This is a genomic window from Desulfofundulus salinus, from assembly GCF_003627965.1.
GTDB classification, from domain to species: Bacteria; Bacillota; Desulfotomaculia; order Desulfotomaculales; family Desulfovirgulaceae; genus Desulfofundulus; species Desulfofundulus salinus.
Window position 1 is genome coordinate 2,649,127 of sequence record NZ_RBWE01000001.1, and the last position, 26,437, is coordinate 2,675,563.

The following is a 26,437-nucleotide window of genomic DNA, read 5'->3' on the forward strand; positions in this document are numbered from 1 at the left end:
TTTTGATCCCTCCTGTGGAATCAGGTCACCGCCAGCATCCGTTCCAGGGAACGCAGTGCTTTTTCCCGGATCTCCGGCGGTACCGTCACCCGCGGCTCCAGGGTAACCAGTGCCCGGTGCACCTTTTCCAGGGTGGTGGCCTTCATGTTCGGACAAATTAACTTATCGGAAGCCAGGTAAAACTCCTTATCCGGGCATTGCTTGCGGAACTGGTGTAAAATACCTGTTTCCGTACAGACAATAAATTCCCTGGCGTCACTTTCCCGGGCAAAGCGGATCATACCCGTGGTGCTGGCCACGGCATCAGCCAGGTCAATCACTTCCGGGCGGCATTCCGGGTGGACCAGCACCAAAGCGTTGGGATGGGCTTCCCTGGCGGCCAGCACATCTTCAGCAAACAGTTTGTCGTGGGTGTTGCAATAACCCTCCCAGAGGTGAATTTTCCGCCCCGTCTGCCTGGCCACGTATTGCCCCAGGTTCTCATCGGGGATGAAAAGTACCGGCCGGTCCTCCGGCAGCGAGGAAACAATCTTCACCGCATTGGCACTGGTGCAGCACACGTCGCTTTCGGCCTTAACGGCGGCCGAGGTATTCACATAGCAGACTACTATGACCCCGGGGATTTCCTTTTTCCTCTCCCGCAGGGCTTCCACGGTCACCATATCGGCCATGGGACAGCCGGCTTTGATCTCGGGCAGGAGCACAATTTTGTCGGGAGACAAAATGGCCGCACTTTCGGCCATGAAGTGGACGCCGCAAAAAACAATGACTTCCGCGTCGGTTTTGGCGGCCTGCTGGGACAGTCCCAGAGAATCCCCCACAAAGTCGGCAATTTCCTGTACCTCCGGGCGCTGATAGACGTGGCTTAAAATTACAGCCCGTCGTTCTTTTTTCAATCGTTTAATTTCTTCAGATAAGTAACGAATTTTATCTTCATTAGACATAGTTTCACTCCTTAACCGTTTAAACCATGACTATTCAGAGCAAAAACCACATCCTACCATGGCGCCCACGGAAAAATAACCGCAAAAAGCAACCGAAAATGTCTACAATCATGAGATAATTCTAACCACAGGCGTTGAGAATTGTCAAGTGCCAGGTCGTTGCGGAAAATTTGACCCAAAACCGCCCTATACGGCGTTAGGGCGGGGTAAATTTGCTTTGTGCCGGGTCTTAACAACAAAAGGGGTGTCCGCTTTAGCCCACCTCTCCCGGTGCCTCCTCCCGCCGGATCTCCACCACCCGGTTCTGCCCGTCCACCATGACCACCGTGGGCGAAAAACCGGCCGCTTCCTCCGGGGTCATCATGGCATAGGAAATGATAATGATCGTGTCCCCGGGCTGCACCAGCCGGGCGGCGGCACCGTTAAGACAGATGACGCCGGAATCCCGGGGCCCGCTGATGACGTAGGTTTCAAACCGGGCCCCGTTGTTGTTGTTGACAACCTGCACCTTTTCGTGGGGTAAAATGCCGGCCGCTTCCAGCAGCGCCCGGTCAATGGTGATGCTGCCCATGTAGTTCAGGTTGGCGCCGGTTACAGTAGCCCGGTGAATTTTAGATTTGAAGAGCGTAATAAACATGCCAGCGTACCCCCTTCCCTTGAGGCGTTCGGCTTCCGGCCCGGCGGCCTTCTTCAGGTGGCGCCGGGCCGGACAGAAACTTTAGATCTACAGCACCCCATCCGGGCTGCCGAGCACAAGGTTATCAATTAACCGGGTAGAGCCAAAGCGTACGGCCAGGGCCAAAAGGACAGGCCCGTCAAGCCTGGACACCGGCTTCAAATCGGGAACTGACCGGATTTCCACGTAGTCGATCCGGGCCCGGGGCTCGGCGGCAATCATGCCGCGCACCAGTTCCACCAGCCGGCCTGCGTCCCGTTCCCCGGACTCGTAGGCCCGGCGGGCGGCATCCAAACTCCTGGGGAGCACGGCTGCTGCCCGCCTTTCCTCCGGGCTCAGGTAAACGTTGCGGGAACTCATGGCCAGGCCGTCTTCCTCCCGCACCGTGGGCACCGTAACAATTTCCAGATCCATGTTCAGGTCTTCAACCATACGCCGGATTACCAGGGCCTGCTGGGCGTCTTTCTGACCGAAAAAGGCCCTGTCCGGGCGCACAATGTTGAACAGCTTGGTCACCACCGTGGCCACCCCCCGGAAGTGACCGGGCCGGGAAAGCCCGCAGAGGCATTCGGTGAGACCTTCGACATCGACATGGGTGGCAAACCCGGATGGGTACATCTCCTCCACGGAAGGATGAAAGACCGCATCCACGCCCACTTCCCGCGCCAGGGACACATCCCGGTCCAGGTCCCGGGGGTAGCGGTCGTAATCCTCCCGCGGGCCGAACTGCAGCGGGTTGACGAAAATGCTGACCACCACCACATCACAGGCCTCTTTTGCCCGGCGCATGAGGGTGAGGTGACCCTCGTGGAAATAGCCCATGGTGGGGACAAATCCCACGGTCAGGCCCCGGGAACGAGCCTGGCGTACAAAATCCCGGATTTCTTTTATCGTGCGGCAGATGAGCAAGGGAACACTCCCCCTCTGGCTTAATACAATTTGCTCAGCACTTCCTCCGGCATGTCAAAACCATGCTCCGGGCCGGGGAAGGCGCCGCTCTGCACTTCCTCCCGGTAGGCCTTGAGCGCCCGGGCAATCTCTTCGTGGAGGCTGGCATAACGCTTGGCAAATTTGGGCGACTTCCCCAGGAACATCCCCAGCAGATCGTGGGTCACCAGAACCTGCCCGTTGCAGTGGGGTCCCGCGCCTATGCCGATGGTGCATACCTCCAGGGTTTCGGTAAGCAGTTTGGCCAGGGGGACGGGTACACACTCCAGGACGATGGCAAAGACTCCTGCTTCCTGAATGGCCCGGGCGTCTTCAAGAAGTTTTTTTGCCTGGGCCTCGTCCTTGCCCTGCACCTTGTAACCGCCCATCTGGTGAATGGATTGGGGCGTCAAGCCCAGGTGGCCCATCACAGGAATGCCGCAGGACACCATAGCCCGGATGGTATCGGCCACCTCCTGGCCGCCCTCCAGCTTAACCGCCTGGGCGCCTCCTTCCTGCAGGATGCGGCCGGCGTTGCGCAGGGCCTCTTCCCGGGAAATGTGGTAGGACATAAAAGGCATGTCGCCGATCACCATAGCCCGCTTGACCCCCCGGGTGACGGCTTTAATGTGGTGAACCATATCGTCCATGGTCACGGGAATGGTGGACTCATAGCCCAGGACGGCATTACCCAGGGAATCTCCCACTAAAATGGCATCAATCCCCGCTTCATCCACCATCCTGGCCATGGGATAATCGTAGGCCGTGAGCATGGTAATTTTCCGGCCGGTATTTTTTGCTTCCCGGAAATACGCAGTGGTGACCCGCTGGTTACTCATGAGGATACCTCCTTGGATTTGGATACATCTTCACCATTGACCGAAGCCATAAATACCTCTTCCAGTTGCCGGGCCTGCACGGCATCAATGCTGCCCTTTTCCCTGGCCACCCGGATGGTGTATAACCCCAGCAGGCGGTAGAGCCGGGACTCCCGGCTCCCCACCCGGTCCAGGGCCGGCAGGTGCCCGGCAATGGTGGGCACATCTCCCCGGGCCACCGGGCCCGTAAGGGCGTCCACCGGCCCCACCCGCCGGACATTGTTTATTGTGCCCCGCACCAGGGGATACAACGCCTCAAAAGCTTCCCTCCGGGAGATGCCAAACTGGCCGTAAACGCTGGTCGCCAGGTGCATCAAAGACACCAGGTAGTTAGAAGCAATGCAGGCCGCCGCATGGTAAAGGGGCTTATCTTCAGCCTTGATGATAAAGGCATGGCCTTGTAAGTCGTCAACCACCTGCCGGGCCACGGGAAGGGCCGCCTCATCCCCCTCCAGGGCGAAGTAGGACCCGGGGAGGTTTTCCCTGGCCCCCGCAACATCGGCAAAGGACTGTAACGGGTGGATGGATACGGCCAGGGCCCCGGCTTCCCGGACACCGCGCAGTTCACTGGATGCGTGGGCGCCGCTGGTGTGGGCCACCACCTGGCCGGAACGAAATCCCCCTTCCCGGGCAATAAGTTCCGACACCGGGGCAATCTCCCGGTCGGGCGTGGTAATAAAAACCAGATCGGCCTTTAGCGTTGCCTCACAAGGCCGGTCATAAGCACTGCAACCCAGGGACCGGGCCAGTTTTTGGGCCGACTCCGGACTCCTGCTGGCTACGGCCACCACGGGGTAACCCCGCTCCTTTAAAAGCAGGGCCAGGGCGCTGCCCACTTTACCGCAGCCCACTACTGCCACTGAAGGTTTATTCATCAGTCCCACCCCAAATCCTAAATCCTGGTTCTGGCAAATAGATGCCCCGCACATTTTCAATAAAAAAGCCTTCCGGGCACCCGAAAGGCAGTCAATGTTCCTCTCACCTCCGTCTCGGTCCTTCCCGGCTCCAAGCGGCAAAACGTATTTAGTTTTAGAGGTACTCTTAATAAGAGGTATGGTTCCCGCGGGGATACCATCCCATGGATAAATTTTAACATACGCTCTAGCAAAGAGACAACAAATTTTTGAAAAAGGTGGCTGAAACAAATAACACGCCTGAGTGAGTTTCAGGCGTGTACATAACCGTGCCGGTTATCCTCTAGTTAAAGCATACGGCTTACTTTAGGCGATAATAATGGCGATACCCAGGATGAAGGCTAGAACAGCCAGGATAAACAATACGGGGCAAGCTACGATGCAATTGAAGATGGCCATAATACCGATGAGGATCAATGCGAGAGCTGCGATAAGGGCTCCTACAACTACGCCAGTAATTCTACAGGGTAAAGCGCCAGGACAGAAGATAGCCATACCGAATTCCTCCTCGTATGAATTCATGGGCATGCACCCGGGCACAGATTCCAATTACATAATATGAACCGCCAGGAAGTGATGTTACAACAATGTAAATATTATCCTTTCGAACTAAAATAACCTCATCCCCACCGACATTAAAAAAGTGCTTTTAACCCGTTGCCAGGCAGGGGTTTGGAGCTGAAAGAAGAATTATTTGACCAGTAAATCCTGGCAGGTGGCAACGGACAAAATGCGCGATATCAGAGAGCAAATACATATCCCTATAGGACAGCTGGCTTTAATTCAATTGCTGGTACTGTTGCCGGCCTATTGTTTGCCGGCCGTCCTGCCCCTGGTGGAAAAACAGTGGGGGATCAGCCACGGGGAGGCCGGGATAATGGTGGCCGCCTTTCAGGCCGGGTACATTGCGGCAGCCCTGGTGGCCCTCCCCCTCACCGACCGCATTGACGCCCGCTATGTGATGGCCGGAGGAGCCATTTTATCGACTTTCACCCATACCCTCTTTCCCCTGCTGGCCCGGGATGCCTTATCGGGCACCCTGCTGCGGACGCTGGCCGGAGCGGGCCTGGGAGGCATCTACATGCCCGGGATCAAAGTCATTTCCCTGACCCCCAGATCCCGTGGCCGGGCAGTGGGTTTTTACGTTTCCTCCTACCTGGTGGGCACTTCCCTCTCCTTTGCCCTCACCGGGGCACTTACCGCTTTTTTTACATGGCAGGAGGCCTACCTGGCTCTGGCCGGGGTCAGCTTTGCGGCCATCGCCCTTTCTTTCTGGCTGTGGCGCCAACCGGGAACCGCCTTTTTACCCGGCACCCGGAAAGTAAAAATCCCGGCAAACAGTTCCGGGAGAGATGAAACACCCGGTCTTGCTTCGCAGACCGGGCCACCGGAACCGGCGCAGGGAATCCAGCAGGTTGAAACCAGCCAGCGTAACCTGGCCATGGTTCTGGTCATCCTGGCCTATGCGGCCCACATGTGGGAGATGTACGGGTTGCGTTCGTGGTTGACGCCCTTTCTTACCGTCGTTTTCGAAGACCGCTACGCCCAGGCCACTTCCCTGGCGGCCACCTTCACGGCCCTGTCGGTAATGCTGGGGGCTCCATCCACCCTGGCCGCCGGTTGGCTCTCAGATCGCCTGGGACGCACGGGCACGGCCCTGGCGATCATGCTCACCAGCGCCGCCTGTTCATTCACCATGGGCTGGCTGCTACCGGCACCGCTGTGGCTGTTGCTGCCGGTGGGCCTGGTTTACAGCTTGACTGTTACGGCGGACTCACCGATATTTTCCACCGGACTGGCGGAAATCGCCCCCCGGGAAAAACTGGGCCGTATCATGGCCTGGCAGACCTTTGTGGGTTATATTGCCGCCACCGTGTCTCCCGCAGTTTTTGGGCTGATTCTTGACATTTATTCCGGTCCGGCCGGCTGGATCCTGGCTTTTTCCAGCCTTGGTGCCGGGGTGCTGGTTGGAGCGGCGCTAATGTTTTATCTTTCCTTCTTGCCGGCAAGCCGGGCCATGGGCGAAAGGCCGCGGTAGGACACGTCCTGCTGTTACAGGCACCACTCACTCAGTTCATGCTATTATTGAGTCCCTGATCAATGCGTGCCTTAAAAAAGAAGTGAGGTTGCAACATGTCCGTAATTACCCTTGAACCCGGACAAACACTGATAATCAAAGCCTCCCGCGTCTGGCGGGGCACTCCGGCACCGCCCCAGGAAGCGCTTGTTTATTTACAAGATGGCAAAGTAGCGGCCGTTTCAACCAGCGACCAAACGGGCAGATACAAGCGCAAAGGCCTTATTAAGGAGTCGTTAAACGTCCTTGAGCTTCCCGGTTGCACTATGGTCCCCGGCTTCATCGACTGCCACGTCCATCTGGCTCTGGACGGCAGGGATTTTTCGAGGGCGCAGCAGCAATGGACCGCCCGGGGGGAATTACTTGAGCGGGTGAAGGCGGACTTAACAAATACCCTGGAACGGGGCATTGTAGCCGTACGGGATGGGGGAGACCGGGCGGGTATCGGCCTTGAGGTAAAACGACTGGTTGCAACCGGCAGGTTGGCCGGGCCTCTGGTACTGGCCTGCGGGCATGCGCTGCACCGGCAGGGAAGGTACGGATCTTTCCTGGGACCGGGTTTAACCCCGGGGGAGCTGGAAAAGGCGGTGGATTCCCTGGCCCGGCAGGGAGTGGACCACCTCAAGATCCTGGTATCGGGAATAGTAAGCTTCTCCGAGTACGGGCGGGTGGGCGGCCCCCAGTTCACGCGGGACGAACTGCAACGAATAGTCTACCGCGCCCGCAGCCGGGGGCTAAGGGTTATGGCCCACGCCAGCGGGGACGGTGCTGTTCGCCTGGCCGTAGAAGCCGGAGTAGATTCCATAGAGCACGGTTATTTCATCAGCGAAGAATCCCTGTACCGCATGGCCGCTCAGGGTATTGCCTGGGTGCCCACGGTAATCCCGGTGGCCGGCCAGGTAAGGGGAAAATTGCGGGCACAATATACGGCCCGGGAAATTGAGGTCATCACCCGCACCTGGCTGCGCCAGGTGGAAATGATCAAAAAAGCCCTGGAAATGGGCGTTATCCTGGGAGTGGGCACTGATGCCGGGGCCACCGGCGTATGCCACGGCCGGGGCTTCCTGGAGGAACTGCTACTTTACCGGGAAGCCGGCCTTTCCCCGGCGGACATCCTTCTGGCCGCCACCCGCAACGGCGCAGCCATCCTGGGGCTGGAGCACCTGCTGGGCCGTATTGAACCGGGGCGACCCGCCTTCCTGGTAGCCGTGGAAGGCAACCCCTGGGAGGATATCAGTGCCCTGGCCAGGATAAAATATGTATTCCGGTCCGTTGATTTCCCCGGAAAAAGAGGATATACTTTCCATAAAGATATGACAAACACTGTACCGGTAATGGAGGAAAACACGCAATGAAATTACCTAAATACAAATAAACTGCGCCAAAAGGCGGCGGACATCCGTCAGGCCTTGAGCAGGCTTACGCCGGTGACGGAGCTCACCATGGAGGAGTTTTTAGCTGACGAGCAAAGGGTTGCCGCAAGCAAGTATTACCTGATTGTGGCCACCGAAGCAGCCATTGATATCTGTAACCATCTGGTTGCCCGGCTCACCGGCAGAGCTCCCAACTCCTATGCCGAATGTTTCAACATTTTATCGGGGGAGCATTTTTTAAGTCCTCCGCTGGCTGAACGCCTGATCCAGATGGCAAAGTTCCGCAACCTGTTAATCCACCGTTACGTCGACATTGATGATAGCAAGGTCTACCATATCATTTGCAACAACCTGGATGATCTGGAACTATACCTGGCTGAAATTGCAGCCATGGTTAAAATGCGAGCTCTGACCATCCGAAAGGAATGGTTTTATGCACAGTCGATTTTCCCTGCCGGAAAAGGAACGCCCACCGGTTTGCCGGCTGGCCGCCCGCCTGCTGGCTAAAAGAAAAGAAATCATCTTCGCCTATGCCTTTGGTTCTTTTTTGGAAGAAGCCACCTTCCGGGATATTGACATAGGAGTGTATTTGCAGCAAGAAACCATCCCCCGGGAAAAGGCTCTCGAATACGAACTTTCCCTGGGTACGGAACTGGAGCGGGAAATACATTACCCGGTGGATATAAAGGTGTTAAATTATGCTCCAGTAACCCTGTGCCATTCGGTTACCCGCGGGAAGGTGCTTTTCAGCCGTAACGACGAGGTGCGGTATGAATGGGTGGAAAAGACCTGGGATGTGTACCTCGACATGCAATATTTTTTACGCAATTCCCTGCGGGATTTGTTATCACCGAACAACCAGCCCGGATAAGGGAAAACTGAAAAGAAAGCCCTGGCCAATTAAAAGCCCGGCTGCTCCAGGCCAGCCGGACTGTTGTTACGTTAAAAGCAATTGACCTTCACTTTTCTCCAGTTGCTCCACCCCCTGCCGGTCAACGCCGGCCAGCAGCTCCCTCACCCCGCCCCGGCCCGGTATGACCAGATCCGGTGCCAGGTCGGCCAGGGGCACCAGGACAAAGGCGCGCTCATGCATGCGCGGGTGGGGAACCACGAGATCAGGTTCATCAATGACCTGCCCGTTATAGAGGAGCAGGTCCAGGTCAATCACCCGGGGGCCCCAGCGCACACCCCGCACCCTTCCCAGGCGGTTCTCCACTTCCAGGCAGGCAGCCAGCAATTCCCGGGGAGAGAGTGTGGTTTTCACTTCCGCAACGGTATTGACAAACCATTCCTGATCCGTATAACCCACCGGGTCGGTGCGGTAAAAGGGAGCCACCCGCAGGAGTGTAATTCCCGGGATCTTTTGCAGCATCTCCAGGGCCGCCCGCAGGTATGCCTTTTTATCCCCCATGTTGGACCCCAGGCCGATATAGGCCTTTGCGGGCGTGAGAATAGACTCGCACCGGGTACACTCACTCATGTGCCCCACCACTTTTGCTGTCCTTCCTGCGCCGGATCTCCACGCCCATGTATTCAAAATGACCGGCCACCGGGGCGCCGGGTTTCTTTACCCGAACCAGCACCTCGCTTACCGGAAAATGTTCCAGGATGGCACCGGCCACCTTTTCCGCCACCGCCTCAATCAGACGGCAGGGGGCACCGGTAACCACTTCCTCCACCAGCCGGAAAACCCGGGCATAGTTCACCGTCTGTTCCGGATCGTCGGTCCTGCCGGCGGGAGCCAGGTCCAGGAACAATTCCACATCGACAATAAACCGCTGGCCCAGGTGCTGTTCCTGGGGTAAAACGCCGTGAAAGGCGTAAAACTCCATACCCTTTAAAATCAATCGGTCCACTGGCTTTACACCCCAAACCCGTAAAATCCAAACCTTAAAAAGAATTAAAGGCGGCAATCACTAACAGCCGCCAGTCTTACCCTTCCCCACAGGCACAGCGCGCGGGCTTTCGCCGCACCATGGCGTCGGTCATGCGGGCCACCCGCACCATTTCCCTTACATCGTGCACCCGGACGATGTCCACCCCGGCGGCAATGCCAATGGCCACCGTAGCCGCCGTACCCTCCACCCGTTGATCCACGGGCAGGTCCAAAGTCTTGCCAATCATTGACTTCCTGGATGTCCCCAGCAATACCGGCAGCCCCAGGCAGTCCAGCTCCGAAAGCCGGCTCATGACCTCCAGGTTTTGCTCCACGGTTTTACCAAAACCAATCCCCGGGTCGATAATGATTTTGTCCCGGCAAATGCCCGCCTCCAGGGCCAGGGCGATGCTTTCCCGGAAGAAGCGGATGATATCCCCCATCAGGTCCTTATACTCCGTGCCCTCCTGGTTGTGCATGAGGATCACGGGGGCATCGTAGCGGGCCACCACCGCCGCCATTTCAGGATCGGCCCGCAGGGCCCACTGGTCGTTGATGATGTGGGCGCCAATTTCCAGGGCCTCCCGGGCCACCGCGGCCTTGGTGGTATCAACGGATATGGGCACGGGAATCTCCTGCACCAGCTTTTCCAGAACCGGGATTACCCGGCGCATTTCTTCCTCCACCGTTACCGGCGTGTACCCCGGCCGGGTGGATTCCCCGCCCAGATCGATAATATCAGCCCCGTCCTCCACCAACCGGTGGGCATGCTCCAGTGCCCGCGATGGATCGCTGAACCTGCCGCCGTCGGAAAAGGAATCGGGGGTTACGTTGAGAATGCCCATCACCAGGGTCCTTTCCCCCAGCACCAGTTCCTTTCCCCGGCAGCTCAACCTTCTGGCGGTCCGTCCCTCCAGGTGCTGCAGGACACGGCGGATCTCCTCCGCCAGGGCGGACAAGCCGAAGGGCTGGAGCTTGAGCTTGGCCAGCAGGGCGTTAAACTGCTTCAGGGTGCCCATGAGCAGCACATCGGTTTTATCCACCGCATGGTCGACTACACCCCGGGCCACGGCCGCCTCCCCGCCTTTAGCCAGCATTTCCTGCTTGAGAATATTGGCCTGGACGGGGGTCAGGCCGCTGATTTTTAAAACCCGGTGGACCGCCTTAAGGGCCATTAACCGGCAGCCGGCCTGGTCCGCCCCCACGGCAGCTATTTCCTCCAGGGCCTGGGCCCGGTTTTTTATTTCAATACTCCGTACCTGTACGGGCAAAATAAATCACTCCCGGGCATCTCTTATATACTTTCAATAAACCAGCGTCTCCCGCAGGGCGTCCATACTATCAGCCTTGTAGCATTGACCACGGGCAGCACAAAGGGCACAGGGGCGGGCCAGGTCATCGGCCCGGCATAAGAGGCGCCCCAGCAACCCTCCCCGGGGCTCTCCCCGGCGGTGGGCGGCAATAGCCCGGGTAATCACCTCAATTTCGTGGGGCAGAAATCCTGCCCGCTCCAGCACCGGCCGGGCCAGACGGGCCCCCGCCAGGGCATGGTCTTCCCCAGTGTCATACTGCTGCCAGCGGGCGATGTCGTGTAACAAGCCGGCAGCATAAACTACCTCTTTGGCCGCCTGGTGGTTACCCAGACGATTTTGGCAAATAAATTCAGAAAGCTGGTTGCCTTCCACCATTAAAATATAGCTGATCCGGGCCACATCCAGCATGTGCTGAAAATCGTGGCGACAAAAGGGCCTGTCAACTTCCCGGGCCGCGTTCTGCTCAAGGCAGTACCGGTAAAAACTATCTTCAATAATCCGTCCCACCCGCTGCAACGGACCCACCCCGCCCAAATCACAAGGAGATATAACGAAAACTTACCCGTTTTCCGCCAGCCCGTCCTGTTTGCTGCACTTTTCCCAGCGCTGGCAGCGGAAGGGCCTGCCGTCCTGGTCGATACGGTAGAACTCGGTGCTCCCACAATTAGGACAAACCATTTCCGACCCCCGGGGGCCCTGGCCGCAGGGCAACTCCCACTCGTGGCCGCAATTCTCGCAGTGAAAACGGCGCATTACCAGCTGGAAGTTGCCGCCCTCCACCCGGATGGCCTTGCCGTTGACCAGCGCCTCGGCCACCTTGGCCCGGGCGGCGCTTAAAATGCGGTGATAGGTGGGACGGGAAACACCCATCCTCTCGGCGCAGGCCTCCTGCTCCAAACCCAGCAGGTCCTTTAAGCGTATGGCTTCCAGTTCCTCAACCGTCAGGCCTACCTCTTCCAGGTCCCGCAGGGGAACCCCCGCCGGCTTGAAGAAGGTAAGCCGGGGTAAAAACTCCACCCGTCGACACTTTGGCGGTCTGGACATTGAGTCAACACTCCCAACTTAACTACATTTTTTAGAAAATTCCTTACTCCGGCCCTGCCAGGCACCATTGCCTGATAAGATAGTTACCATATGATATCATTATAATGACAGCCTGAACGAATGTCAATTTAATAACCAGATAGTTCTCATTTCTTCGATTTTCATTATGAACGAAAATCACCCCGGGGGACCCGGGGTGCATTCTGAAGTCTTCTTCTTTTAGAAGAGGCCGATGACCTTTCCGGTATTCACATCTACATCGATTCTCCGGAAAGCGGGGTCGGAACTGGTTCCGGGCATCAGGCTGATGGTACCGGTCATCGGGCAGAGGAACTTGGCACCAGCAAAGATTAAGACGTCACGCACCGGCAGCACCCAACCCTTGGGTACGCCCTTGGCATCCGGATTATGGCTCAAGCTCAAGTGCGTCTTCACCATCATGGTGGCAAAGTCGCGGTATGCAGGGTTTTCTTCGATCGCCTTAGCCTTGGCTTCAGCTTCCGGCGTCCAAACTACACCGTCGGCCCCGTAAACTTCCTTAGCGATAACTTCGACCCGCTGCCGCAGCGGCATTTCCAGCGGGTAGAGGAACTTGAAGTCCACCGGGTCATTGCAGGCATCGATGACAGCATCGGCCAGTTCCAGAGCACCTTCGCCACCCTTGAGCCAGTGCTCGGACACCGCGCAGCGGGCGCCGGCCTGCTCTACCAAACGGCGTACCAGCTTGATTTCCTCGGGTGTGTCGGTGTAGAAGGAGTTGATGCAGACCACCGGGTTGATGCCGGCCTTCTTGACAATGCCGATGTGATGCACCAGGTTCTCGATGCCTTTCTCCAGCAACGGCAGGTTTTCCCTGGTGTACTCTTCGGGGATTGGCCGGCCCGGCACGACTTTCGGCCCGCCGCCATGCATCTTCAGAGCGCGAATGGTTGCCACTATTACAGAAACGTTGGGCACCAAACCGCTCATGCGGCACTTGACGTTCCAGAATTTCTCGAAACCGATGTCGGCGGCAAAACCGCTCTCGGTAACGTGGTAGTCAAACATCTTCAGCCCGATCCGGTCGGCAATAATCGACGACTGGCCAATAGCAATGTTGGCAAACGGACCGGCATGGACCAATACCGGCTGGTACTCCACAGTTGAGATTAGAGTTGGGTTGATGGTGTTGCGCATGAAGGCGGTCATGGCACCGGCCACTTCCAGGTCACTGGTGGTAACCGGGTTGCCCTTCATATCGTAGGCCACGATGATCTTGCCTATGCGTTCGCGCAAGTCTTTTAGATCGTTCGCCACCGCCAGGATGGCCATAAGCTCGGAGCTGACGGCAATCTGGAACTTGGACTGCATCATGTAGCCGTCCATCCGGCCGCCGATACCGATGATGATGTTGCGCAGCGCCTGAGCACAGAAGTCGATGGTCCAGCCCATTTCCACCCGGGTGGGGTCGATATTCAGGCGGCGCAGGTTCCGCTTGGCCAGCTCGGCATCATCGTAGTTCCGCTCGTGTTGCATGCGGGCGGTAAGGGCTACCATGGCCAGGTTGTGGGCGTTCATAATGTCGTTCAGATCGCCCGTCAAGCCTAAGGAAAACTCGGTCATAGGAATGGCCAGAGCGTTGCCGCCGCCGGCCGCCGTACCCTTAATGTTAAAAGTAGGACCGCCCGATGGCTGACGGATGGCACAGCCCACATTCTTGCCCCGCTTACCCAGACCTTCAACCAGGCCGATCGTGGTGGTTGTCTTACCCTCTCCCAGGGGGGTGGGAGTAATGGCTGTGACATTGATATATTTGCCGTTCGGCCTGTCTTTCAGGCGCTCGATGATCTTCATGAAATCGAGCTTGCAGATCCTGCCGTAGGGAATGACCTCATCCTTCTCCAGGCCCAGCCTTTCCCGCCATTCATCGGGAGTAGGCATATTCTTTTCCGCTTCCTCGGCGATTTGCCAGTCCGCCATCTTGGTGGCATCGTAAGGCATTAATCGTCCTCCCCTTTCTTTCTAAAAAAACTTTAATTTAGGTCACGGCCGTGGCTAATAAATCCTTCCCCTTCCCCCCTTGCTTAATGGAAATAATTTGATTAATTTACGGTATCCCGGCAGGTGCCGGAATATCCATACTGCACTTAAGAGGTGGTTTTAAGCTTTGCCGCCGTCCGGGAAAGAAAACGCTCCTGGTTTACAATAAAACGCTCATGGGTACCGCGGCCGATCAACTCACGTTCGTCGTGGGCTTCCACCCGGAACACCAGCCGTTTGCCGTCAATTTCCACCAGTTCGGAGCGGGCAACAACCTCCATCCCGACGGGCGTGGCGGCCAGGTGCTCCACAGCCACCCGGATGCCCACGGTAATCTGTCCGGGCTCCAGAAGGGGGTCCACGGAAGACAGTGCCGCCTTCTCCATGAGGCCAATCATCGCGGGGGTGGCAAAAACCTTTGCCCCGCCGCTGCCGTAAGCCAGGGCGGTATTCTCCTCCGTCACCCGGGTAACAGCCTCACCGCGCAAACCAATCTTTAGTTCTCCAGCCATCTCCTTTCACCCCTGTTTATTAGTTTTTAGTTCGTCACTTTATCAGAGAATTCCTGCTTAAAAAAATCTTTTTATTATGTTCACAAAAAAATCTGCCGCACCCAGAAGAAAAGGAGTGGCCCCTGCCGCCACTCCTTATTCATAAATCCAGCGGTCCACATCTCGCTGGTAATCCACCAGTTCTTCCGGGGAAAAGAAAAGGTTGATTTCCCGCCCGGCACTGGCCGGGGAATCGGAGCCATGGACCACATTGCGGCCAATGTCCATGCCGTAAGTGGCCCGGATCGTCCCGGGAGCCGCCTTCAAGGGATTGGTAGCCCCCATCATTTCCCGTACGGTAGAGACCGCATCCTTCCCTTCCAGCACCATGGCCACCACCGGCCCCGAGGTAATGTAATCGACCAGGGGGCCAAAGAAGGGTTTGTCCTTATGCTCTCCGTAATGTTTTTCCGCCAGATCCCGCGGAATGCGCATCATTTTCAGGCCGACAATCTTTAGCCCTTTCTTCTCAAAACAGGCAATAATATTCCCTACCAGGTTTCGCTGTACACCATCGGGTTTAATCATTACAAAGGTCCGTTCCATATACGACTCCTCCTGTATGTAATTACCGGAGCAGTGAAACGTAAATATTTAATGACCCCGGTTGGATGCGGCGCTGTCCTCGCTTACTCCAGTGCTTCGCGCCGACAGCACCGCATCCTTGTCATAACGGCTTTCCTGAATATTTACGTGAAACAGCCCCCAGCGTTTAATTCCTGGCGCTGTGCTCCTCTTCCCCGGCCTGTTTCATCAGGGCGGCAAATTCCTCTGCCTCCAGGGTTTCTTTCTCAAAGAGGGTTTTGGCCACCAGGTGCAGCGTATCCATGTGCTTTTCCAGAAGCTCTTTGGCCCGGTCGTAACAGCTTTCAATCATGCGCCGGACTTCCTTGTCGATGGCCGCGGCCACTTCCTCGCCGTAGTTCCGGTCCCGGGCCAGGTCCCGCCCTAAAAATACCGTTTCCTGTTTACGTCCCAGGGTCATGGGACCAATCTCTTCGCTCATGCCGTACTCCATAACCATGCGGCGCACAATTTCGGTTGCCCGCTCCAGGTCGTTCTGGGCGCCGGTGCTTATTTCTTTCAACACCAGGGCCTCAGCCACCCGACCGGCCAAAAGCATGGTCACCTGGTCTAAGAGCATGGAGCGGGTCATGTAATAGCGGTCTTCCTTGGGCAAAAGCAGGGTGTATCCCCCGGCCCTGCCCCGGGGAATGATGGAAACCTTGTGCACCGGATCCGTATTGGGCAGGAGATAGCCCACCACCGCATGGCCGGCTTCGTGATAGGACACCAGTTTCTTTTCCTGTTCACTGATGACCTTGGATTTTTTCTCCGGGCCGGCAATCACCCGTTCAATGGAGTCCTCCAGTTCCCGCATGGTAATCTGGTTTTTATTGTTGCGGGCGGCCAGAAGGGCGGCCTCGTTCACCAGGTTTGCCAGGTCGGCACCGGTAAAACCGGGAGTACGCCGGGCCAGCACATCCAGGTCCACGTCCGGGGCCAGGGGTTTACCCCGCACGTGCACCTTGAGAATCTCCTTGCGTCCCACCACGTCGGGGATGTCCACCACCACCTGCCGGTCAAAGCGGCCCGGTCTTAACAGGGCGGGGTCCAGGATATCCGGCCGGTTGGTGGCGGCAATGATGATGATCCCTTCGTTGGGGCTGAAGCCGTCCATTTCCACCAGGAGCTGGTTCAGGGTTTGCTCCCGCTCGTCGTGGCCGCCACCCAGGCCTGCCCCCCGCTGCCGGCCCACGGCATCAATTTCGTCTATGAAAACAATGCAGGGGGCATTCTTCTTGGCCTGGTCAAAGAGGTCCCGCACCCGGGAAGCGCCAACACCCACAAACATCTCCACGAAATCCGAACCGCTGATGCTAAAAAAGGGCACTCCGGCCTCCCCGGCCACGGCCCTGGCCAGAAGGGTCTTGCCCGTCCCGGGCGGCCCGTAGAGGAGCACCCCTTTGGGAATGCGGGCCCCCAGCTCGGCAAACTTCTTGGGGTTTTTCAGGAACTCCACAATCTCCTGCAGCTCTTCCTTGACCTCATCGGCACCGGCTACATCTGCAAAGGTTACCCGTTTTTTATCGTCGGTATGCAGGCGGGCCCGGCTTTTGCCGAAGGACATCACCCGGTTGCCACCGCCCTGGGTTTGCTGCATCATGAAGAAGAAAAGCAACACAAAAATTAAAATGGGCAAAAGGCTGGTCAGGATGTTAGCCCACCAGCCCGGGGAGGGGGGCTCTTGAATTTTCACCTCAACCCCTTTTTCCAACAAAAAAGCGGCTATCTGGGCATCATTTTTTAACCCCGTAACCTGAAACTTAATACCGTTTTTCGTTGTTCCGGTGATCAGGTTTGTATGTTCCCGGGACTGAATGGTCACTTCCTGAACCTGGCCCTGATTTACTGCCTGGTAAAACCTGTTGTAAGTCCAGTCTTCCATCCCGGTAGTAGGAGGCTGGGTATATTTAATCAGCATTATAATAACGAGCACGATCAGCAGATATATACTCAAATTTTTCAGGACCTTGCTCAACAAAGCCACTCCTCTCGACAAAGCCAGTCAATTCAACCATAAGCTTTATTATAACATATTTACGGTCCTGTTTCAATTATTTAATGCGCCTTGCACCTCTCCCTCCATGATTTGCAAATAAAGGCATGTTTTTGTTTCAGGGGTAACTTTCCATGGCTCGCCGGGACGCACTCCCCCTACCCAGATAATTTCGTCCCCGGCCACAACCAGGGGCAGGCAATCCCGCTCTTCCCGGGGAATCTCCTGCTCAATGAGAAACTTTTTTAACTTCATAACGGCGGCCATGCCCAGGGGGTGAAACCGATCCCCATCCCGGCGCCGGCGGACGGCCAGCGGCCCGGATATGGCATCATAATCCAAAAGTGCTTCCCGGGCAGAAAGGGCCCGGGGATCTGGGGCTTCGCTAAGGGAAATAAGCCGGGCCTGGATGGAGGAATTAATCTCTGGAATATAGGTTATGCCCGGGACCACCAGGGGATAACAGTAATAGGGCACACCAGGAGCATCACCCCCTATCCGCAAGCGTAAAACCTGACCCTGGCGGGACGCCTGCACCCCCCGGGGAAGCTCCACCACTTTGCCCCCGGCAGGGTTATACAAAAGGGCCAGCAGGGACTCCACCTGAAGATAGGATAAATCTCCTTCAGCGCCGGTAAGGTGACGCCAGGCCTGACGCAAAACACGGCGCACCAGGGCCAGGGGAGAGGATAACAGCTCGGGAACAGTAAAAAGCAGGTAGTGCTCCCTTTGAGTTTTTAATGCCCGCCCGTAAAGGATGGCGGCTTGTTCTTCCAGATAATCGTTTTCTTCCCGGCAAATATGCCCCAGGTGTACAAGGGCATCAACCAGCCGGGGGTTATACTCGGCCTCCAGACGGGGAATTAATTCCAGACGAATACGGTTGCGAGTGTAAATGTTTTTTTTATTGGAAGCATCCTCCCGCACGGGCAGGGAGTGTTCCCGGCAATAGCACTCGATTTCGCGCCGGCGGATGTCCAGCAGGGGGCGAATATACTTGCCGCGGACAGGGGGGATGCCCTTTAAACCGGCCGGTCCCGTGCCGCGCAGGAAATTAAAGAGAATGGTTTCGGCCTGATCATCAGCGTGATGCCCCAGGGCCACCCGGGAGGCGCCAATGCGCCGGGCCACTTCCTCAAAAAAGCGGTAACGCACCCGGCGGGCCGCATCCTGGGCCGAAAGGCCGGTACGTTCCCGGTAAGCGGGCACGTCAAATTCCTCCACATGCACCGGTAGTCCCAGGCTTTTCGCCAGTTCTTCCACCAGGCGAGCGTCGGCCCGGGCTTCTTCGCCGCGAAACATATGGTTTAAATGGGCCACGGCCAGGGAAATGTGCAGCTCCTCTTTCATGCGCCAGAGCAAATGCAAAAGGGCCACCGAATCGGGGCCTCCGGATACCCCGACCAGCACCTTATCTCCGGGAGAGATCATGCTGAATTTATCGATGAACAAGCGCACATCCTGTTCTAAACCCATCCGGTGGCACTCCCAATACGCTTCCGAAATACTACAATTCCACAAATAATATCTTTTTCCTTCCCGGTGGCAGAAAATGTGTTATCCATCGCACAAGAAAAAAAACCCCGCAGGGCCTTGTAGTCTAACAGCTATTATTATTTTTAAGTATTTTAAACCTTCTCTACCCGGGCTACCAGCACGGTCATATCATCGGCATTTTGCTTTTCCCCGCCCGCCCCGGTCTGGGCCAGCTTGAGCAGCAGATCGGCCATTTCCTGGGGGCTGAAGTCGCTTATTTCCTGAAGTACGCCAATGATCCAGTCCTCTTTGTCCCCCGAACCGCGGTAAGAGTCGATAATGCCGTCACTGACCATGACCAGCACGTCCCCTTCCAGAAGGGTCCTGGCCACGGAAGCCACGTCAATATCTTTGATAATGCCCACCGGCAGGGAACTGGCGCGGATCATGCTGACCCGCCTGTTTCTAATTAGAAAGGTAGGTGGGGCGCCAATCTTGACAAAATCGGCCTGGCCTTCGTAAAGATCCAGCATGGCCATGTCCAGGGTGGCAAAGGTCTCCCCGGGGGAACGGAGGATCATGATGGAATTAACGGTTTTTACGGCCAGGTTGCGGTCCAGCCCCGTTTCCAAAAGCCTGCCCAAAAGGGACACGGCCGTACTGCTTTCCAGGGCCGCCTCCGCACCGCTGCCCATGCCGTCGCTTAAGACCAGGGCAAACTTACCCTCTCTTAAGGGCAGGAAGGCGTAACTATCCCCGGAAACGGAGCTACCATTTTTACCTATCCCGGCCACCCCCACATTAAGGGCAAACTTCAACCCGCTATACAGGCGGAAGGTACACCACTGCTCAGGCCTAAAAACGGGACACTGACTGAAGGGCAGGGCGAAGGACTCCCCCATCAACCGGGATACCAGCGCCGCCAGTTCCTTGCATTCATGCTGCCGCCCGCAGGCGCTGCGGGTGATCATGACCTCCGTTTTGCCATCCCCCTGGCGCTGGACCCGCACCTCAGCCACGGGGACTCCCGCCTGCTTGAGCTTTTGTTTCAACAGTTGTTCGTCGCCCGTAAGGGCCTGCACCTCAAATTCCAGTTCCGACGAAAGATTCTCAATAATTTGGGCCACGCCCTTTAATTGTTCGGAAACTATCTCCCTGCTCTCGGCCAGTCTTTTCAACCAGTAGCGGTTAAGCTTATAGGTTTCATACAGGCAGGTGACGGTAATGGCCAGTTCCTTCGGCCGGGAACAGCGCCTTTTGAGCGTGTCCGGCAGGTCCGCCCCGCCAACCTGCCCGTATATTTCCACCAGAGCAAAAAGATCCAGCAGGCTCTGGTAGGTGCGAAAAAATTCCCACTCCCAGCAGGTACGGTAAAGACCGCACCCCTGGCACACCCTGGCGGCAATCTGGTTAAACAAAGATTGCAGGGACGGTTCTTCCTGCTCTATAGGCGCCGTGGCACAACTTTGATTAAAACTGCGGGAAAGCTCGTCGAAAACCAGGGACCAGCTGCGCATGCGGCCAGCAACCACCGCTTGCACCCGATCCACGGCGGGTGATGTCCCCTGCACTCTCAAAACCACGGAGAACAGGGACTTACTCAAAGAGCCTATGTAGCGGCCCGGGATGAGCAGGAAAAGCAACACGGCCAGGGCAGTTTCCCCCATCACCGCAGTCAGATCCCCGAAATTGGCCAGGTAAACCGATAGAATGACATTGCTCAGAAGAAAACCCAAAGCAACCCCGGGCCTGCCAAAACCCCGGCATAGCCCGGCCAGCAATCCCGCAAAGGAGTAGCCGCCAATCATGGCCGGAACTGCGGTATAAACCAGCCCCGGAAGGATGCCCACCACCGCCCCCACGGCGGCACCCAGTCCCACGCCTCCTAAAAGAGCGGCCAGCAAAATGATTAACCGGCTCAGGAGCCCCTTTAAAGTAAACATGGCTACCTGCAAGTCGCCTGTGCCGGCCACCACCGCCGCCAGCAGCACCAGCATGGAAAACAACTCTTCTCCCGTTAAGGAGGCCAGGCCGGTAAGCTTGTCCAGGGTAGGAAGGCCCGCAAGAAAAACCAGGGTTAAAAGGGCAGCAAACCCGCCTTCAAAAAAGATGGTAATATACTGGTACGGAGAAGGCCCGGTAAAGGCCAGCACGCCTGCTTTGATGACTACAGTCAGGGAAAAAACGGCAGCCGCTGCCACCAGCTGCGGCCTTTTAATGCCGCAGGGCATGGCCTGCACCAGGAGCCAGGTAAACGCCACGGTACCCAGTGCCCCGGCCAGGGAGAGACCGGAGCTGACGGTGGCCAGGCCGGCACCCACCCCCAAAAGGGCGGCCGGTCCGGCCGCAGGAAAGGTACGGGTCGCGGCGGCCACAAAGGCAGCCGCGCAGGGAACAATTTCACCCAGCAAGACGGCCCGGCCCAAAAAAAAGCCGGCAATAAACAAAAGAAGTCCCTCGCGGGTCAGGAACGTTGCCCCCGCCGGCCTGCGAAAAAACTGCCAGCGTTTTCGATTTTTCGGCAAACGCTTTTTTTCTCTACCCTGTCCTGCCCGCTGGTAGGGATAGACGTTAATTTCCTCCGACACAAATGCCACCCCTTATTTCTCCCTCAATTGAAAATTATAGTACAGGGGGGTGGGCAATCTTTGTCATCATTGGTAAATTACAACACTTTTTCTTTCGACACCGGACGCGGCCTGGATGGCCAGACCGTGCATAATGTCGGCTTCGCTCACCTGCAGGGAAGGTATGTCCAGTTCCAGCATCACCAATCGCACGATGCGCACTCCTGCGGTGATAATGTCGGCCCTCTCCGGTTGCAACCCGGGCAGGCGGCGCCGTTCTTCCAGGGTGCACCGGGAAAGGATGTCCACTATATTTTCCACATCCGCGCGGGAAAGCACGAAACCGTGCACCCGGGCCGGGTCATAAACCGCCAGTTTTTGCACCATGGCCGCGCACGTGGTGACTGTACCGCCCACCCCCACCAGGTGCCGGGGAGAGCTGAGCCGGACCCGGGCCAGCGTAGGTGTGAGGAGACGGCTGATAGCGGCATCGTCATGCCCTCCCTCGGTCATGCGTACCGCACCCACATTGACACTGCGGCAAAAAAGGGACCCCTCCTGTTGCCAGATAAATTCGGTGCTCCCGCCACCAACATCCATAACCACCAGCCCCGCCGCATCCACCTCAAGCCCGCCCTGGACCCCCAGATAACTGAGATAGGCCTCCTCTTCCCCGGAAAGAACCGTTACTTCCAGGCCGACCCGGCGGGTTGCCTCCAGAAACTCTTCCCGGTTGCGGGCATCCCGCACGGCACTGGTAGCCGCAGCCACCACACACTCCACCTGCAGGGGGTGTATGCGTTCCAGATAATGCTTCAGGGTCTCACAGGTGCGGGTAATGGCGTCTTTCTGCAAGTACCCGGAGCCAATTCCTTCCCCCAGCCTGGTGGTCACCAGGTCAAAATAAACCACCCGTTCCACTTTCTCCCGGTGGACCTCGGCGACCAGCAAACGGGTGGAATTGGTACCAATATCAATGACCGCCACGCGCATAACCAAACCCCTTTCCCTGGCAAAAACTAAAAAAGCATTCCCTTTGTCGGAATGCTGTTATAACCAGTTTTGCGCCGGCTTATTTACTAACGCTAAACAAACCGCCGCCCGGAGCCCCGGCCGCCCCGCTTGGCATCAAGGCTCCTGCGCAGGGACTGTTGCAGCTCTTCGCTTTCTTTAAGGAAACGGCTCAGCTTTTCCTCAAAGGAAGGCTCAAACCGCCTGCGCCGGGATGACCTCTCCCCGGAATCTCTGGCCTGCCTGATGGAAAGCCCGATTTTCCCGCGGGAATCAACAGAAATAACTTTTACCGTTACCCGGTCATTAACCTTTAAAAAGTGGTTGATGTCTTTAACGTATTCGTTGGCCACTTCGGAAATATGCACCAGACCGGTTTCACCACCGGGAAGCTGGACAAAGGCCCCAAAGTTAGCAATACCGGTCACCACGCCTTCTAAAACGCTTCCCACTTCTACCGGCATAATTTGCGGTTTTGCCTCCCTTAATGCTAAAAACCTTGGTTAATTATATGCCTGCCAAAGCAAAAGTGTCAAGAACTAATTCCCCGGCTTCACCGGTACAATGCGTGCTTCTCCCGGCTTCACCAGGCCCAGGCGCTCCCTGGCCACCTGCTCTATATACTCATCCGACTGCACCAGTTTAAGCTGCTGTTTTAACTCCGCATTTTTCTTCTGCAGTTCCGTTAGCTGAGCCTGGAGTTGCTGAAGGTCCTGCTGCATAGCATCCAGGCGGTGGAACTGGGAAAAAAACGAGAGCAAAAGGTAACAAAGGAGAACCAACACCAGCAAGCCGGGCAGCCGGTTTTTGTTGAAACGCAGGCGCCGGCGCCCGCTACCCGGACGCAAACCTGACGTTAAGGATTCGCCTTTCTGAAAGTAAAAGACCATTTTCCGGTACTTCCCCTTCACCGAAACCGGCCGGTTGCCACCCGGAGCGAGTAGCCAGGTTCAAGATTGGCTCCTTGAATCGTTATTTTCTACGTTGAATAAGAAATTCCTTTCAGGCAGGATAAAAAAGATTATATCCGCCTTTTATATGCCGCCTTCATTCAGACATTCAAACCTGCTGGCTGCACCGCGCCGTAATCTGCCGGAAGCGGCTGGGAGGCATCCCCATAGCGCGGCTGAAAACGCGACTGAAATAGTTGGGGTCGGGGTACCCCACCTGCCGACCGACTTCTCCCACGGGCAGGTCCGTCTCGGCCAGCAACTTTTTAGCCTTTTCAATGCGCAGGCGCAACACATATTCCGAAAAAGTACAGCCCACCTGTTCTTTAAAAGCCTTGCTGAAATAATCGGGACTCAGGAAAATTATCCGGGAAAGATCGGTAAGAGAAATTTCCCTTTGATAATTTTCTTGAATATAATTCAAGGCCTTTTTAACCGCACTGTTCACCATGGCACCGGCCTGACCGGCAGCCGGGTTGTTACCCGATAGCGCCAGTTCTGCCATCCACTCTTCCAGCTCTTCAACTGAGAGACACAGGGAAAGCCGGCGGGCAAATTTGTTATAAGCGTGTACCATTTCCTCCGCATGTTCCCCGTAGCTTCCCATACTACGCGAGAAAGCCACCAGCACGCCCATCAGCCGGGCCTTAATCAAGTGGAGATCAGTACCCCGACCTTCAAATACGGAAATCAAAAATTCCCGAAACATCCGGCGGGCTTCTTCCGCGTCACCGCTGCGTAAGACTTCTAATAATTCCCTTTCACGGGCCGCATAAACTCCTCCATCCTTATCAACCTTACGCTCCAGCTCGTCCACGTGTACCACTTGCTCGGGCCCCAGATAAAACATACCGAGGTGAGCCGCGGTCTGAGCCTCCCAGGCCGCACGGGGCAGCTGGCTGATATCCTCACAGAAACGAGCCAACCCAACAGTCACCCCAAGGGAAAGCCTGTCCGCAGCAGTTTCGATGATATCGTTTGCCAGCTGGCGCAAACGCTGTCCCTGTTCCTGTTCCGACCCCCGGTTCCCCCACAGGCCTATCAACATACGGTCACTTATCGGCAGGCATAACCCCCAGGGGTGCCGGGTCAAAGCATCTTCCACCAGCCGCTGCAATTGATAGCGGAGCAACTCGAACCTGGCCAGGGAGGCAGGACTACCCTCAAGCCGGTTTTCCATGTACACACCGAAAGCGACGCGGGGTAAGACTTCCAGGCGCACCAGCCGGGCCTGTTGTTCCACGGCAGCCCGTTCTTCCCACAAGCCCCAGATAAGGCCCAAACCAAGGTTGAGCCGCAGCCAGGGGAGAGCCTCCGCCAGTTGTTCCTGCAACTTTTTGTGTTCACTCTGCTCTTCGCGCTCCCGCAGAAGCTGGACCCGCGTATTTTTCAACACGTCGACCAGTTCCTGGGAGCGAATGGGTTTGAGCAGGAAATCCACCACACCGATGCGCAGGGCCTCCTGGACATAATCAAACTCGTTATAAGCAGTAAGGAAAATAATGGCACTCGCAGGTATAATTTTTCTTATTTCCCTTGCAGCGGTCAACCCGTCCATACCGGGCATCTTAATGTCCAGCAAGATGATGTCCGGCCGCAGCTCCTCAGCCAGCTGCACGGCCTGGCGGCCGTTCCGCGCTTCACCCACCACTTTGATTGGTTCTTCCGCCCTTTCAAGAATCAGGCGGATGGCCTGCCTTTCCAGATGCTCATCGTCTACAACCAGAAGTCTCATTTCATTCACATTGTTCATGAGAATCCCCTTCCGGAACCATTAACTCTTTTGACTCTTTAATGGGATCCAAACTTTCACTGTCGTTCCTTCTCCCGGCGAACTGAAGATTTCCAGGCCGTATTTCTCGCCGAAGCAGTGCCGCAACCTCTGGTGCACGTTGGTCAAACCGAGGCCGGTGGTATGTCCTCGCCCGGACCGGTTACCTTCCAGGACCTGGCTTGCGACCCCCGGTTCCATCCCCAGCCCCGTATCGCGAACTTCTATGCATACCCTTTCTCCAAAACACCGGGCGTCAATATAAATGGTCCCCCCGTCCTCTTTGAGCTCCAGACCGTGCACGATGGCGTTCTCGACCAGCGGCTGCAGCGTCATCAGGGGAATCATGGCGTTCAACGCTTCGGGTTCGGCGTGAATTTCAACTTTAATATGATTCCCGTACCTTGTTTTCTGGATGAACAAATAGTTAGTAATATGTTCCAGCTCCTCACGGAGGGAAACCATCTGGTCTATCTTGCGCAGGGTGTAGCGGAGCAGCCCGGACAGCGCATGGATCAATTCTTCGGTCTGGGAGGCCCCTTCAATCATGGCCAGGCGGCAGGCAGCATTCAACGTGTTAAAGAGGAAATGCGGGTTGACCTGTGATTGCAGGGCACGCAGTTCCAGCTGGTGCATCACCCGTTCCATATCGGCCTTTTCTTTAAGCTGCCGGGTGAGACGCTGGCTGGTAATGCGTGATACGCTCATCTCGACGATATAATTGGCCACGATCTGCAATAGTTCTCCGGCAGCCCGGATTTTTTCCTCCGTAACCACCTCTATTTTGTACAGCGCGGCACACATTTTTTCTTCATCCAGCCCGTACTGGCGGGCCACCTGCCGGACCTGCTTAATCTGCTCCTCCTGGGGCCTCTCCAGCAATACCTGCCCGCAAAGGACCGCTCCCCAGTAAACGCCGTCCACTATTAGCGGCGCCGCCATATCGATCAAAGTACAGTGGCACTGGTGCAGGCTGAGGCTTTTCCACTTGGCCGCCGCCTCGCCGACGCGCCGGTCCGATTCATAACACCCTTTCTCACCAACCGGCGAGGAACGCACCAGCCGGCAGAACTCGGTGAAATTACTGGGCCTGGTGATGGGTGTCCCATCCACGTCCACCACGATGGCCGCCACACCCGTGGCCCTGGCAAATTTATCCACAACCTCCTGCAGCAGAGGCACTGCGACCAATTCCCTCAGGTAACCGTGCACCGGCAGGCCATAAACGTATTCAGCCATCCGGAATCCCTTCTTTTTATTGCGATTTAGAATGTTTACTTAATAATGTTTACTTATATTGATAACAATTAAATTATTAAACATTGTTACGTCATAGTCAACGGAAAGACTGTCAGTAAAATATGTAAAAAGCCTTCAGCGGATCATTTCCAGCTGAAGGCAAAGATTTTTTGAGGTCACAAAAATTTGATAATTAAAATTATCCTAATAAGCTGCGGAATCCTTTTTACCCTGTTTAGTAAATAAATGCTTTTCTTTTAGTGATTTTACA

Annotated in this window: 26 protein-coding genes; 4 read left to right on the plus strand and 22 right to left on the minus strand. The window is 56.4% G+C overall.

Translation table 11 applies throughout. The features are described 5' to 3' along the window. Positions 1-20 precede the first annotated feature (20 nt). From nadA to D7024_RS13395, 6 genes are all read right to left on the minus strand, one after another. Positions 21-944 (minus strand): quinolinate synthase NadA, encoded by a 924-nt coding sequence (gene nadA / locus D7024_RS13370; protein ID WP_121452225.1) that lies wholly within the window; start codon positions 942-944, stop codon positions 21-23. Positions 945-1,197: 253 nt separating this feature from the next. Continuing rightward, the gene (gene panD / locus D7024_RS13375; RefSeq protein ID WP_121452226.1) at positions 1,198-1,581 is read right to left on the minus strand and encodes an aspartate 1-decarboxylase; all 384 of its coding nucleotides are present in this window, start codon (positions 1,579-1,581) and stop codon (positions 1,198-1,200) included. 87 nt (positions 1,582-1,668) lie between these two features. Continuing rightward, positions 1,669-2,529, minus strand: a complete 861-nt coding sequence (panC, locus tag D7024_RS13380; RefSeq protein WP_121452227.1) for a pantoate--beta-alanine ligase — start codon at positions 2,527-2,529, stop codon at positions 1,669-1,671. A gap of 20 nt (positions 2,530-2,549) precedes the next feature. Further along, the gene (gene panB / locus D7024_RS13385) at positions 2,550-3,386 is read right to left on the minus strand and encodes a 3-methyl-2-oxobutanoate hydroxymethyltransferase (protein ID WP_121452228.1); all 837 of its coding nucleotides are present in this window, start codon (positions 3,384-3,386) and stop codon (positions 2,550-2,552) included. Beyond that, complete coding sequence (locus D7024_RS13390; protein WP_207666938.1) at positions 3,383-4,300, minus strand: Rossmann-like and DUF2520 domain-containing protein; 918 nt, start codon at positions 4,298-4,300, stop codon at positions 3,383-3,385. The genes panB and D7024_RS13390 overlap by 4 nt, the downstream gene beginning before the upstream one ends. Before the next feature lie 345 nt (positions 4,301-4,645). Beyond that, positions 4,646-4,834 carry a hypothetical protein gene (locus D7024_RS13395; protein WP_121452229.1) on the minus strand — a complete coding sequence of 63 codons (189 nt, stop codon included), beginning with the start codon at positions 4,832-4,834 and terminating at the stop codon, positions 4,646-4,648. Between the two features lie 235 nt (positions 4,835-5,069). On the opposite strand from D7024_RS13395, the gene D7024_RS13400 reads away from it, so the two are divergent. The 4 genes from D7024_RS13400 to D7024_RS13415 all read left to right on the plus strand — a co-directional run bounded on the left by D7024_RS13400 (position 5,070) and on the right by D7024_RS13415 (position 8,660). Next, the gene (locus tag D7024_RS13400; RefSeq protein WP_121452230.1) at positions 5,070-6,377 is read left to right on the plus strand and encodes an MFS transporter; all 1,308 of its coding nucleotides are present in this window, start codon (positions 5,070-5,072) and stop codon (positions 6,375-6,377) included. A 95-nt stretch (positions 6,378-6,472) separates the two neighbouring features. After that, positions 6,473-7,771: an amidohydrolase family protein gene (locus D7024_RS13405; protein WP_121452231.1), complete on the plus strand. Its 1,299-nt coding sequence runs from the start codon at positions 6,473-6,475 to the stop codon at positions 7,769-7,771. Between the two features lie 42 nt (positions 7,772-7,813). After that, a complete protein-coding gene (gene hepT / locus D7024_RS13410; RefSeq protein WP_435374075.1) occupies positions 7,814-8,296 on the plus strand; it encodes a type VII toxin-antitoxin system HepT family RNase toxin in 483 nt (160 codons plus the stop codon). Next, a complete protein-coding gene (locus D7024_RS13415) occupies positions 8,223-8,660 on the plus strand; it encodes a nucleotidyltransferase domain-containing protein (protein ID WP_121452233.1) in 438 nt (145 codons plus the stop codon). The genes hepT and D7024_RS13415 overlap by 74 nt, the downstream gene beginning before the upstream one ends. Positions 8,661-8,726: 66 nt before the next feature. Here the strand turns inward: D7024_RS13415 and folK are convergent, their stop codons facing one another. The 16 genes from folK to D7024_RS13495 all read right to left on the minus strand — a co-directional run bounded on the left by folK (position 8,727) and on the right by D7024_RS13495 (position 26,166). After that, positions 8,727-9,269: a 2-amino-4-hydroxy-6-hydroxymethyldihydropteridine diphosphokinase gene (gene folK, locus D7024_RS13420; protein WP_121452234.1), complete on the minus strand. Its 543-nt coding sequence runs from the start codon at positions 9,267-9,269 to the stop codon at positions 8,727-8,729. Then, positions 9,262-9,645 (minus strand): dihydroneopterin aldolase, encoded by a 384-nt coding sequence (gene folB / locus D7024_RS13425; RefSeq protein ID WP_121452598.1) that lies wholly within the window; start codon positions 9,643-9,645, stop codon positions 9,262-9,264. Before folB ends, folK begins: the two co-directional genes overlap by 8 nt. 76 nt (positions 9,646-9,721) lie before the next feature. After that, entirely contained in the window at positions 9,722-10,936 is a 1,215-nt protein-coding gene (gene folP, locus D7024_RS13430) for a dihydropteroate synthase (protein ID WP_121452235.1), read from the minus strand. Positions 10,937-10,969: 33 nt separating this feature from the next. Next, complete coding sequence (locus tag D7024_RS13435; RefSeq protein ID WP_243113861.1) at positions 10,970-11,485, minus strand: HD domain-containing protein; 516 nt, start codon at positions 11,483-11,485, stop codon at positions 10,970-10,972. A 51-nt stretch (positions 11,486-11,536) separates the two neighbouring features. Then, a complete protein-coding gene (locus D7024_RS13440; protein ID WP_121452237.1) occupies positions 11,537-12,022 on the minus strand; it encodes a DUF134 domain-containing protein in 486 nt (161 codons plus the stop codon). Positions 12,023-12,241: 219 nt separating this feature from the next. Then, positions 12,242-14,002 carry a formate--tetrahydrofolate ligase gene (locus D7024_RS13445; RefSeq protein WP_121452238.1) on the minus strand — a complete coding sequence of 587 codons (1,761 nt, stop codon included), beginning with the start codon at positions 14,000-14,002 and terminating at the stop codon, positions 12,242-12,244. A 146-nt stretch (positions 14,003-14,148) separates the two neighbouring features. Continuing rightward, complete coding sequence (locus tag D7024_RS13450; RefSeq protein WP_121452239.1) at positions 14,149-14,553, minus strand: thioesterase family protein; 405 nt, start codon at positions 14,551-14,553, stop codon at positions 14,149-14,151. A 135-nt stretch (positions 14,554-14,688) separates the two neighbouring features. Beyond that, positions 14,689-15,138 carry a nucleoside-diphosphate kinase gene (ndk, locus tag D7024_RS13455; protein ID WP_121452240.1) on the minus strand — a complete coding sequence of 150 codons (450 nt, stop codon included), beginning with the start codon at positions 15,136-15,138 and terminating at the stop codon, positions 14,689-14,691. Positions 15,139-15,304: 166 nt separating this feature from the next. Next, the gene (gene ftsH, locus D7024_RS13460) at positions 15,305-17,077 is read right to left on the minus strand and encodes an ATP-dependent zinc metalloprotease FtsH (protein ID WP_494337207.1); all 1,773 of its coding nucleotides are present in this window, start codon (positions 17,075-17,077) and stop codon (positions 15,305-15,307) included. Between the two features lie 129 nt (positions 17,078-17,206). Then, positions 17,207-18,628 (minus strand): tRNA lysidine(34) synthetase TilS, encoded by a 1,422-nt coding sequence (gene tilS, locus D7024_RS13465; RefSeq protein WP_121452242.1) that lies wholly within the window; start codon positions 18,626-18,628, stop codon positions 17,207-17,209. A 152-nt stretch (positions 18,629-18,780) separates the two neighbouring features. Further along, positions 18,781-21,216 carry a stage II sporulation protein E gene (spoIIE, locus tag D7024_RS13470; RefSeq protein ID WP_121452599.1) on the minus strand — a complete coding sequence of 812 codons (2,436 nt, stop codon included), beginning with the start codon at positions 21,214-21,216 and terminating at the stop codon, positions 18,781-18,783. Positions 21,217-21,282: 66 nt separating this feature from the next. After that, on the minus strand, positions 21,283-22,188 hold the full coding sequence (locus D7024_RS13475) for a Ppx/GppA phosphatase family protein (RefSeq protein ID WP_121452243.1): 906 nt from the start codon (positions 22,186-22,188) through the stop codon (positions 21,283-21,285). 92 nt (positions 22,189-22,280) lie between these two features. Further along, positions 22,281-22,670, minus strand: coding sequence for a S1 RNA-binding domain-containing protein (locus D7024_RS13480; protein WP_121452244.1), 390 nt, complete (start codon positions 22,668-22,670; stop codon positions 22,281-22,283). 75 nt (positions 22,671-22,745) lie between these two features. Beyond that, positions 22,746-23,096 carry a septum formation initiator family protein gene (locus D7024_RS13485; RefSeq protein ID WP_121452600.1) on the minus strand — a complete coding sequence of 117 codons (351 nt, stop codon included), beginning with the start codon at positions 23,094-23,096 and terminating at the stop codon, positions 22,746-22,748. A 169-nt stretch (positions 23,097-23,265) separates the two neighbouring features. Beyond that, positions 23,266-24,909, minus strand: a complete 1,644-nt coding sequence (locus D7024_RS13490; RefSeq protein ID WP_121452245.1) for a response regulator — start codon at positions 24,907-24,909, stop codon at positions 23,266-23,268. A 21-nt stretch (positions 24,910-24,930) separates the two neighbouring features. After that, entirely contained in the window at positions 24,931-26,166 is a 1,236-nt protein-coding gene (locus D7024_RS13495) for a sensor histidine kinase (RefSeq protein WP_051617937.1), read from the minus strand. Positions 26,167-26,437 lie beyond the last annotated feature (271 nt).

Coding starts and splice junctions, on each gene's coding strand:
- nadA (WP_121452225.1), bottom strand. CDS start 944: ATGTCTAATGAAGATAAAATTCGTTACTTATCTGAAGAAATTAAACGA.
- panD (WP_121452226.1), bottom strand. CDS start 1,581: ATGTTTATTACGCTCTTCAAATCTAAAATTCACCGGGCTACTGTAACC.
- panB (WP_121452228.1), bottom strand. CDS start 3,386: ATGAGTAACCAGCGGGTCACCACTGCGTATTTCCGGGAAGCAAAAAAT.
- D7024_RS13390 (WP_207666938.1), bottom strand. CDS start 4,300: ATGAATAAACCTTCAGTGGCAGTAGTGGGCTGCGGTAAAGTGGGCAGC.
- D7024_RS13395 (WP_121452229.1), bottom strand. CDS start 4,834: ATGGCTATCTTCTGTCCTGGCGCTTTACCCTGTAGAATTACTGGCGTA.
- D7024_RS13400 (WP_121452230.1), top strand. CDS start 5,070: ATGCGCGATATCAGAGAGCAAATACATATCCCTATAGGACAGCTGGCT.
- D7024_RS13405 (WP_121452231.1), top strand. CDS start 6,473: ATGTCCGTAATTACCCTTGAACCCGGACAAACACTGATAATCAAAGCC.
- D7024_RS13415 (WP_121452233.1), top strand. CDS start 8,223: ATGCACAGTCGATTTTCCCTGCCGGAAAAGGAACGCCCACCGGTTTGC.
- folK (WP_121452234.1), bottom strand. CDS start 9,269: ATGAGTGAGTGTACCCGGTGCGAGTCTATTCTCACGCCCGCAAAGGCC.
- D7024_RS13440 (WP_121452237.1), bottom strand. CDS start 12,022: ATGTCCAGACCGCCAAAGTGTCGACGGGTGGAGTTTTTACCCCGGCTT.
- D7024_RS13445 (WP_121452238.1), bottom strand. CDS start 14,002: ATGCCTTACGATGCCACCAAGATGGCGGACTGGCAAATCGCCGAGGAA.
- D7024_RS13450 (WP_121452239.1), bottom strand. CDS start 14,553: ATGGCTGGAGAACTAAAGATTGGTTTGCGCGGTGAGGCTGTTACCCGG.
- ndk (WP_121452240.1), bottom strand. CDS start 15,138: ATGGAACGGACCTTTGTAATGATTAAACCCGATGGTGTACAGCGAAAC.
- ftsH (WP_494337207.1), bottom strand. CDS start 17,077: ATGCTGATTAAATATACCCAGCCTCCTACTACCGGGATGGAAGACTGG.
- tilS (WP_121452242.1), bottom strand. CDS start 18,628: ATGGGTTTAGAACAGGATGTGCGCTTGTTCATCGATAAATTCAGCATG.
- D7024_RS13475 (WP_121452243.1), bottom strand. CDS start 22,188: ATGCGCGTGGCGGTCATTGATATTGGTACCAATTCCACCCGTTTGCTG.
- D7024_RS13480 (WP_121452244.1), bottom strand. CDS start 22,670: ATGCCGGTAGAAGTGGGAAGCGTTTTAGAAGGCGTGGTGACCGGTATT.
- D7024_RS13485 (WP_121452600.1), bottom strand. CDS start 23,096: ATGGTCTTTTACTTTCAGAAAGGCGAATCCTTAACGTCAGGTTTGCGT.
- D7024_RS13490 (WP_121452245.1), bottom strand. CDS start 24,909: ATGAACAATGTGAATGAAATGAGACTTCTGGTTGTAGACGATGAGCAT.
- D7024_RS13495 (WP_051617937.1), bottom strand. CDS start 26,166: ATGGCTGAATACGTTTATGGCCTGCCGGTGCACGGTTACCTGAGGGAA.